At 38.7% G+C, this 10,347-nt stretch carries 8 protein-coding genes; all 8 read left to right on the top strand.

Annotated features, from left to right (window positions below):
- A partial coding sequence (locus tag V7147_RS13820; protein ID WP_335368432.1) for an efflux RND transporter periplasmic adaptor subunit occupies window positions 1-774 on the top strand: 774 nt, incomplete at its 5' end.
- Window positions 758-1,438, top strand: a complete 681-nt coding sequence (locus V7147_RS13815; RefSeq protein ID WP_335368431.1) for an ABC transporter ATP-binding protein — start codon at window positions 758-760, stop codon at window positions 1,436-1,438. The genes V7147_RS13820 and V7147_RS13815, both read left to right, overlap by 17 nt.
- On the top strand, window positions 1,435-2,646 hold the full coding sequence (locus tag V7147_RS13810) for an ABC transporter permease (protein WP_335368430.1): 1,212 nt from the start codon (window positions 1,435-1,437) through the stop codon (window positions 2,644-2,646). Before V7147_RS13815 ends, V7147_RS13810 begins: the two co-directional genes overlap by 4 nt.
- 89 nt (window positions 2,647-2,735) lie before the next feature.
- On the top strand, window positions 2,736-3,551 hold the full coding sequence (locus V7147_RS13805) for an alpha/beta hydrolase (RefSeq protein WP_335368429.1): 816 nt from the start codon (window positions 2,736-2,738) through the stop codon (window positions 3,549-3,551).
- A 267-nt stretch (window positions 3,552-3,818) separates the two neighbouring features.
- Window positions 3,819-6,851, top strand: a complete 3,033-nt coding sequence (locus V7147_RS13800; RefSeq protein ID WP_335368428.1) for an efflux RND transporter permease subunit — start codon at window positions 3,819-3,821, stop codon at window positions 6,849-6,851.
- A 367-nt stretch (window positions 6,852-7,218) separates the two neighbouring features.
- The gene (locus V7147_RS13795) at window positions 7,219-8,505 is read left to right on the top strand and encodes an SPFH domain-containing protein (RefSeq protein WP_335368427.1); all 1,287 of its coding nucleotides are present in this window, start codon (window positions 7,219-7,221) and stop codon (window positions 8,503-8,505) included.
- Between the two features lie 41 nt (window positions 8,506-8,546).
- The gene (locus V7147_RS13790) at window positions 8,547-9,626 is read left to right on the top strand and encodes a hypothetical protein (RefSeq protein ID WP_335368426.1); all 1,080 of its coding nucleotides are present in this window, start codon (window positions 8,547-8,549) and stop codon (window positions 9,624-9,626) included.
- A partial coding sequence (locus V7147_RS13785) for a TPM domain-containing protein (protein ID WP_335368425.1) occupies window positions 9,620-10,347 on the top strand: 728 nt, incomplete at its 3' end. The genes V7147_RS13790 and V7147_RS13785, both read left to right, overlap by 7 nt.

The raw sequence follows: 10,347 nt of genomic DNA, 5'->3' as shown, positions 1-10,347 counted from the left end.
GAATCAGAACGAATAGAGGAAATCCCAGTTGAAGACGTTAACCAACTCACAAGTGAGAAGGTACAAATGGAGCTACAATATGAAAATACGAAATCAGAAATTACTGCCGCTAACGAGCGAATTACAGAAATTACTAATCTGAAAAAAGAAATGACAGTTGTTAGTAAAATCGATGGAATTATTGTTAATATTAATAAAAATATTGCCGCAACTGAAGCGGGTGCTAATGAACCAGTCATACATATCATTTCAAATAAACCTTATAAAGTAATAGGGACAATGAGTGAGTTTGATGCAGTGAAAATCCAACAAGGTCAAGAGGTAATCGTTCGTCCAAAGGTATTTAAGGATCGAGAATGGAAAGGTGCAATCGAATCCGTTTCCCATTTCCCTAATGACACTGGAGGCGGGGAAGGTGAGTTCTATGGTATGGGTGGCGGTGGAAATGTCACAATGTACCCATTCAAGGTTGGTATTACAGATGATACTTCTGAGCTTCGTCATGGCTTCCATGTTTCACTCGAGGTCAGAATTCCTGGAACTGAAATTCTCCCAGTGATTCCGCATACTGCTATTTTAGACGAAGGTGGAGTAGCGGTTGTATATGTGCTAGCAGATGGACTCTTACAAAGACGTGAAGTTCAAACCGGTTCAATGAATGATGAATTTATCCAAGTGACAGAAGGAGTAACAAAGGATGAACTTATTGTTTTAACACCATACGAGGGAATGTATGACGGAATGGAAGTGACTTCCTATGATGAAATTGAGTAATATTACAAAAGTATACGGAAATGGGGCTCTTGAGGTACCGGTTCTGCACGGGATTGATTTAACGATTGAAGATGGGGAATTCATTGCCATCATGGGACCCTCGGGTTCAGGAAAATCCACCTTAATGAATATCATTGGATTTCTTGATACTCCTACTTCCGGAACATTTGAATTAAATGAGGAACCAATCGGCCTAGTCAAAGAGAAAAAGCTTGCAAAGTTACGAAACGAACACATCGGTTTTGTTTTTCAGCAGTTCTTTCTTTTACCGCGACATAATGCATTAAAAAATGTGGAATCCCCGCTCATTTATGCAGGTGTCTCAAAGCGGGAACGAATCGATAGAGCCAAACAAATGTTGGACAAGGTTGGACTTGGGGATCGAGTAAAACATTTACCGAACCAGCTTTCAGGTGGACAAAAACAAAGGGTGGCAATTGCAAGAGCCCTTGTAAATAATCCTTCGATTGTTTTAGCTGATGAACCAACTGGAGCTCTTGACTCTAAAACGAGTGAACAAATAATGGAGCTTATGGTTCAACTAAACAAAGAAGGCAGAACAGTCATCATCGTCACGCACGAGGAAGAAATTGCAGAATATGCAAATAGGGTTATCACCTTAAAGGATGGATTGATAACGGATGATCAGAGGAGAAGCCTATGAGTCTATTAGAAAGCTTTAAAGTAGCATTATCCTCGATATGGAATCATAAAGTCAGGTCCATTTTAACAATGCTTGGGATAATCATTGGCGTAGCGGCAGTTATTATTATTGTCGCAATTGGACAAGGTGCCAAAACAAAAATGACTGAGGAACTGTTTAGTCTTGAAAAAAATGCGGTTGATCTTTGGTATCAGCCAATGCCCAAAGAGGGTGAAGAAGAATCAGAGATGGCCTGGATGGAACCTGAACTAACCTCTGAGGATGTCGAAACCCTATCAGAAGTGCCAGGTGTAAAAGCAGTGATTGCCACAAATCAAGGCTGGGGACCGTTAACCTATAATGATAAACAGGGTGACATGGAGATTACCGGAGTTGGACCTGAGTTCTTTACAGCACGGGATATTGAAATTGTCGAAGGTCGACCAATAAATGCAAGAGACAACGATGGAAAAAACCGTGTTGTGATGATTGATACGGTCGCAAGAGAAAAATTCTTTAAAGATAAAGAAGATATTATTGGTGAAATTGTCGACCTTAATGGGAATCCATATAAGCTCGTTGGTGTGTATGAATCACCTATCCCTGAACAATTTCGATATAATGAATCTGGAGAAATGCTCATGCCACGAGGCGTTATTTCGATGATGTTCGGAAATCGAGAAATCGAGCGCTTAGCCATCATCGCAGATGACCCTGAACGAATTTCTGAAATTGGACGTTCAGCGGCGGACGCCTTAACTAGCGCAAAAAAACTTCAAGACGGGATGTACACAGTTAACGATTTCTCCGAATACGAAAAAGAAGTTGACACTGTCCTTACCATTATGACTTTGGTAATCGGTAGTATCGCAGGGATTTCCTTGTTAGTTGGGGGAATCGGTGTTATGAATATTATGCTCGTTTCTGTTACGGAAAGAACGCGAGAAATTGGTTTGCGAAAAGCACTTGGTGCTACAAGAGGCCGAATTTTACTTCAATTTTTAATTGAATCCATGACTTTAACCTCGTTAGGGGGTCTACTTGGAATTGGTCTTGCAGCATTAGGAACCATTCTTGTTTCTATGTATTCACCAATATCTGCTACAGTCAGTCCGCTAATCGTGATAATTGGCGTTGGATTCTCCGCTTTTATTGGTATTATTTTTGGTATCTTACCGGCAAACAAAGCGTCGAAGCTTAGTCCGATTGATGCATTACGTTATGAATAAGGCTGGATTTCCAGCCTTTTTTTGCCTGCAGGAAGTTTACAAAGAATGTCGAAGTTTTTATAGAATGAACTTAAAGAGGTGGAAGATCAATGATTCATGAAAAATATGAGTTAATACATAACAACGAAAAAGCAGATTTTTTTACATATCTACTTGATAATTCACCAAGTATTGACCCTGACCGCAAAAGACCAATGATTGTAATCTGCCCAGGTGGTGGCTATGTTCATACATCTGACCGGGAAGCAGAACCAGTTGCTATACAGATGCTCAGTAAAGGATTTCACGCAAGTATTCTAAGATATAGTGTTGAACCTGCTGTTTTTCCAACATCACTATGTCAATTGGCAAATGCCATTGGTTTTATTCGTGAGAATGCAGAGAAATGGAACGTTGATCTCAATAAAATAATTGTCATGGGCTTTTCGGCTGGCGGCCATTTAACTGCAAGCTTAGGTGTATTCTGGAGTAAAGACTTTCTCACGAATCAATTAATTTATTCAAAAGAACAAATTAAGCCAAATGGATTAATTTTAAGCTATCCTGTTATTTCTTCTGGCTCATATGCACATGAAGGAAGCTTCAAAGCATTATTAGGAGATACGTTCGATGACCAACATAATAGAGAATTTTTATCCTTAGAAAATCAAGTATCAAACGAAACTCCACCAACTTTTTTATGGCATACAGTTTCTGATGCTGTTGTCCCCGTGGAAAACAGCATGCTTTTTGCGCAAAGCTTATTAAAACACAAAGTTCACCTTGAACTGCATATTTATCCTGAAGGTGTCCATGGCTTATCTCTTGGAACGGAGGAAACACAATCAAAAGGTAGAGATAATCATATTCAACCTGAGGTAGGAAATTGGGTTGAGATGGCGACAAGATGGGTGAAAGGTTTATAAAAAACTGGGGGGTGTTGCCCTCCAGTTTTTCATTTTTGCTTGTGTTCATGGTTGGGACAATCTTTAGAATAAATTTACAAAAAAAAGAATTTACTTCTAATGTAATCCGAGTTATAATTCATTTTGATTTACCACTACTTTTGTACTAGTTATAACATAATCCTTTTGTTATATACATCCTGTATCGCCTCATAGAACACATATCTCAAAGAATCCTACCCACATAACTAGAGCTAAATATTCTACATAAAAAGGAGAAAACTGAATATGACTTGGTTTACGAAATGGTCGCTTAAAAACAAGGCCGCAGTATCTCTTACGACAGTCCTTATTTTAGTAATGGGCATCGTGAGTTATTTCACTCTGCCAATGGAGTTTTTGCCGTCTGCTGATAATCCACAGATTACGGTTGTTGTGTTAGGGCAGGGCAACGATGTTGAAACGATGGATGATACCGTCACAACACCAATTGAAAAGGCTGTTGCATCCGTAAAAGGAAAGAGTGATATTTTTTCCACAACAGGAGATGGATTCTCAAAGGTTGATCTGTTCTTTGAGGGTGGGACGGATATGAAGCAAGCTAAGCTTGATGTGCAAGAAGCACTACAGGGCGTGCCACTTCCGGAAAATATAAACAAACCAATTGTTTCACAGCTTAATACTGATATGATTCCAATCGCTGATATCTCCATCACATTTGATGATGGTATTACGAAGGAAAATATTGAATTAGCTCAGGATAAGCTAATACCTGCTTTACAGAATATTGATGGTGTTGCAAATGTTTCGATGTTTGGAAGATCAGGTAGCGAAATTTTTGTTGAGTTAAATCAAGAAAAACTTCAAGAATTCAATCTTCCTGCTCAAGCTGTGATTGGTAGCTTGCAGGGGCAAAATATTGCTACTGCTATTGGGCAGGGAACTATCGATGGCAAAGCAAGTAATCTTAAAGTTGTGAGTACACTTGAGAGTCTTGAAGATTTGAAAGGATTACCGATTGTACCAGGGGTAACTCTAGGAGATGTTGCCACTGTTGAAAAAGTTGATCCGGAAGGAAATATTACTCGAATCAATGGGGAAGATTCATTACTAGTAAGTGTTGTAAAGGATAGCAATTCAAGCGCAGTTACTGCAGCAGAGAACGTAAAAGAAAAAGCTGGAGAGCTTACTGAAAAATACGAAAATGCAAATGTATCGGTCTTTTATTCTACCGCTGATATGATTGTTGATTCAGTAACAACGATGATTAAAGAAGTGTTACTTGGTGCATTATTTGCGACCATTGTTATCATGCTTTTCCTACGAAATTTACGTTCTACACTTATCACAATTGTATCTATTCCCTTGTCACTGGGGTTAACGTTATTTTTACTCGCACAAACTGGAATCACGTTAAATATTTTAACAATCGGAGGCGTGGCAGTAGCTGTTGGGCGTTTGGTTGATGATAGTATTGTTGTCATCGAGAATATCTTCCGAAAAATGCAATCAGAAAAATTCACGGTTCAGCTGGTAATCGATGCAACAAAAGAGGTAGCATCCGCGATTACATCATCAACGCTAACAACTGTTGCTGTGTTCCTTCCACTTGGTTTAGTCAGTGCTAGCTTAAAAGATTTCTTACTACCATTTGCTTTAACTGTTACATATTCTTTATTGTCTTCATTACTAGTTGCGCTTACAGTTGTACCACTTATGAGTGCGGGATTATTAAGGAAAGCGAAGCTCCCGAAGCATCGTACTCCTAAACGATACGTGAATTTACTACGATGGTCTTTAAATCACAAATGGGTGGTTATCCTCGCTTCATTTTTAATGTTTGCAGGTTCAATCGGTGCCTATTTTGTAATGCCAAAGGGAGCCACTGATAGTTCAAATGCTGAGCTTGTTGTGATGTCACTCGATTATCCAAACGAGACTCCAATAGAAGAAGTTCGAGAGAATACATTAAAGCTCGAGACATTTTTATTAGAACAAGATGAAGTTGAAAAAATGTATACACAATTAGGAAATAGTGCGGACGCGGCTCAATTTGGTTCTGTTGAATCTCCAACGAAAGCAAATTACACGATTGTCATGAAAAAGGACGCGGATGCAGAGGGCTTCATTGAAAAAGTGAACAAACAGAAAAGTGAATACCCAAATGCTGAATTAACCGCTGGTGCAAATGCCCTTATTATGGGGGGAGGCGGAACAGCAATTACCATTGATGTCATAGGAGATCAAATTAGTGATATTGAGGAAACAGCCTCCAATGTTATAAACGAAATTAAAAATATTGAGGGTGTAGAAAAAGTAGAAACAAACCAAGAAGAGAAAAAGCCGGTTATTACGTTTAAAGTTGATCCAGAAGCGGCTAATCCAACTGAGATTACTAAACAGCTTGGTATGCTTCTAAATCGTATGCCAATCGGTTCTGTAACACTTGACGGTTCCAGTACCCCGGTTTATTTAGAAGCATCAGTAGACCCACAATCCATTCAGGATTTAGAAAAAATACAGATTACTACAGGACAGGAGCTTGTGCAAGTTACAGAGGTAGCGGATCTTACTGTTGAAAATAAATCAACGCAAATTCTTCATAAATCAGGAGAAACGTATATAAGGGTTACCGCAACTGTGGATCCACAAAAGTTATCCGTTGTTTCTGCAGAAATCACGAAAAAGATAAACGGGGTTCCATCTGGTGAGGGATTGGAACTGCCCGAAAATGTTGATGTACTTGTTGGCGGAGCATCAGTTCAACAAGCAGATGATTTTACTGATATATTTATTACGATGGGTACATCAATTGGGATTGTGTATTTAATCATGGTCATCACCTTTAAGACAATGCGTGCGCCACTTGCCATTCTGTTCTCGTTACCATTAGCAGCAATTGGGGCAATATTAGGACTATTAATTAGTCAAATCCCGGTTGAGATAACAGCATTATTAGGTGCATTAATGCTTATTGGTATTGTTGTAACTAATGCAATAGTATTAATTGACAGGGTAAAGCAAAACGAAGAAACAATGATAGTCAGAGAAGCCCTATTAGATGCAGCTGCAACTCGTCTTCGACCGATTCTAATGACCGCAATTGCCACCATTTGCGCAATGCTCCCATTGATATTCAAGCAGGCAGAAATGGGTAGCCTAGTTTCACAAAGCTTAGCGATTGTTGTTATTGGTGGTTTGACCACTTCCACGTTATTAACACTAATCGTTGTACCTGTAATCTATGAGATGCTTTTCTTCAAAAAGTCGAAGAAACAACGATTGAAAGCTAATGCTTCTAAAGAACATTTTGCAGGATAATCAACCTTTCGCATGAGAGAGCCTTTATTGGCTCTCTTTTTTAACGGCTAAAAGAAATTTAAATGTAAAAGAAGTAAGCACATTCCGTCTCTTTGGAGTATAGTATTCAAACTTAACTCTATTTATTTTGCTTTTTTTCTTCTCAAGGGACTATATAAAAACTAGGTGAATGTACTCTACTTGTCGTTATGCAAGCTTCTTCACTCCCCATTAAGAAGATTCAAAATGAAACCTTTCGCCTGGTAGAATCGTATTACAATAATATCAGGCAAATACAAAAGCACTATTTACTGATATCATGAATGTATAATGAGTAATCTAAAAAATATAGTTACAAAGGTTCAACTTAAAGCAGGAGGGGTTATAAATGGGAATAATTAAAGCAGCAGTCAGTGCAGTAAAAGGAAACTTAGCAGATCAATGGCATGAGGTAATCGAACCACAAGCGATGAGTGATACGACCGTCATGTCAGTCGGTGTTAAAGTACGAGCAAAAGACCGTCGAAATCAAAATTTTAAGGGAACAGATTCAACTATTTCAAATGGTTCAGTTATTCATGTGTATCCAAATCAATTTATGATTTTAGTTGATAGTGGAAAAATCGTTGATTATACAGCTGAAGAAGGCTATTACCAAGTTGTAAACTCTTCACAGCCATCTTTATTCAATGGTCAATTTGAAGAAGCTTTACACGAAACCTTTAATCGTTTTAAGTTTGGCGGTGTCCCATCAACATCGCAAAAAGTGTACTTTATCAATCTTCAAGAAATCAAGGGGATTAAGTTTGGTACGCGCAACCCAATTAATTACTTTGATAATTTTTATAATGCGGAATTATTTCTGCGTGCTCATGGGACTTATTCAATTAAAATTGTAGACCCCATTAAATTTTACATGGAAGCCATTCCTCGAAATAAATCGAATGTCGATATTAATGACATTAATGGTCAATATTTATCTGAATATATGAATGCATTGCAGACTGCCATTAATAAAATGTCCTTAGATGGAATTCGTATTTCACACGTTACTTCAAAAGGGATGGAGCTTGCGAAGTATATGGCCGAGGTCCTTGATGAAGATTGGACACGAATGCGTGGAATGCAGGTTGAGTCCGTCGGTATTAATAGCATAACGTATGATGAGGAATCTCAAAAACTGATCAACATGAGAAACCAAGGGGCAATGCTACAGGACCCATCCGTTCGTGAAGGGTATGTCCAGGGTGCTATTGCAAGAGGCTTGGAGGCTGCCGGTTCCAATGAAGCAGGCTCTATGCAAGGGTTTTTAGGCATGGGTATGGGCATTCAGGGTACGAGCGGCTTTATGGGTGCTGCTTCTGAAACCAATCGACAGCAAATGCAACAACAAACAGAGAGACAGCAGAGTCAACAGACGGCGAATCCAAATCAATGGAAATGCTCATGTGGACAAACAAACATTGGCAATTTTTGTTCAGATTGCGGTTCACCAAAACAAGAACCTCAAAAAGATACGTGGAAATGTCAATGTGGCCAGGAAAATAGCGGGAAGTTCTGTTCAAACTGTGGCAGTAAAAAGCCTGAGGAACTAACATGCAACAATTGTGGGTTTAAACCTTCTAATCAAAATGCGAAATTTTGCCCTGAATGCGGAACACGTTTTGAGCATTGAATTTTTACAACCATAAACGAAAGAAGAAGAGGTGATAATGGTTGGGAGTTATCATATATAAATGTATAAACTGTGGGGGACCATTAGCTTTTAAGGCAGACACCCAAAACTGGACCTGTGACTATTGTTTAAGTGAATTCACGGAAACAGAAGTAAAAAATTTCGTTAATAATGAAAAGGCGGAAGAAGAAGCAGTAGCTAGTAAAGAGACCTTACACCAAGCGAAACAATTGGATCAAGAATTCAACGATAAAGCAACAGGCTATACGTGCAGCAGTTGTGGAGCAGAAATCGTCACTGATGACACAACTGCTGCAACCTTTTGTTATTATTGCCATAATCCAACGATTATCCCAAGACAATTAGAAGGAGAATATCGCCCCGAAAAGGTAATTCCCTTTAAAATTGAACGTAATAAAGCAGAAGAATTATTTGTGAAATGGTGTAAAGGCAAGCCGCTACTTCCCAAGTTCTTCACATCAAATTCACAGCTAGAAAAATTATCAGGAATCTATGTACCATTTTGGTTATTTGATAGTAACACAACTGGTAAAATTGATGGTGAAGCTAGAAGAGTCAGAACCTATACAAGAGGAGATACAAGGTACACCGAAACAAAATATTATAAGGTGATGCGGGAAGGTAAAGCAAAATTCCGCGACGTACCAGCTGACGGTTCAAGAAAAATGGATGATGAACTCATGACCATTCTGGAACCCTATGATTATAAGGATTTAACCGATTTTTCAATGTCCTATTTGTCTGGTTTTTTTGCAGAAAAATATGACATGAACCAAAATGATGTCTACGGCAGAATCTCAAACCTCCTTCGGGACAATTTAGGAACTTTACTAGAAGGAACCATTCACGGCTATAGCACGGTTTCGATTCAAAATACAAACGTAAGGCTATCGAATGTGAAGGCAAAATACGTATTATTACCGGTTTGGATGTTTACGTATCAATTTAAAGGAAAAACCTATGTCTTTGCGATGAATGGGCAAACCGGAAAAATTGCCGGTAACTTGCCAATTAGCATTGGGAGAGCAAGCCAGTGGTTTGGTATGATTTCTGCAAGTGTCTTTGCAATCTTGTCGTTAGGAGGGTTATTTTTATGGTAAAAAGGAAGTTACTTATGATACCATTTTTCCTCCTTGCGCTGGTAGCATATACCACCGTTGCATTTGCTGATACTGAAATTATTTTTGACCAGGCTAATTTGTTTTCAGATACAGAAAAAGTAGAATTACAGGAACAAGCATATAGTTTGAGTGAACAATTCCAAATGGATATCCGGATTGTCACAACCAATGACAGTGAAGGAAAATCCGCAAGTCAATATGCGAGTGATTTTTATGATAGTCACGGCTTTGGCTACGGTGATACCGAGGACGGTGTCTTGTACCTTATCAACATGGATAAACGTAACCGTGAAGTATATATCTTTACAAGAGACCGGATTGTTGATTACTTTCCAACCGGTACTGTGGAAGAAATTCTAGACAACGTAATTCCATATTTAAAAGTGGAAGCTTTTGGTGAAAGTGCGAAAGCCTTCTTGACAGATGTGGAAGACACTATGAATGCGGGAATTCCTGAAGGATCAACCTCATCTGGAGGTTATGCACAATCAGATGGCTCTTATTCATCAAGCGCATCAAGTACTTCTCAAGGAGATTTAGTTAAAGAGTTTTTGATCTATCTTGCGGTAGCAATTGGGGTAGGAGTGATTTCGGTTGGAGTGATGGCGATGTATAATAAAGGCCGCTCCACAACAACTGCCAATACTTATCTAGAATCAAATTCTTTCAATGTTACTAATAAAATGGACCGACATTATAA

Origin of the sequence: Bacillus sp. JJ1521 (genome assembly GCF_036965165.1) — a bacterium.
In the GTDB taxonomy this organism is placed as follows: domain Bacteria; phylum Bacillota; class Bacilli; order Bacillales; family Bacillaceae_L; genus Ferdinandcohnia.
The sequence above is the reverse complement of the archived record's forward strand: the minus strand, read 5'-3'. Positions and strand labels throughout refer to the sequence as shown.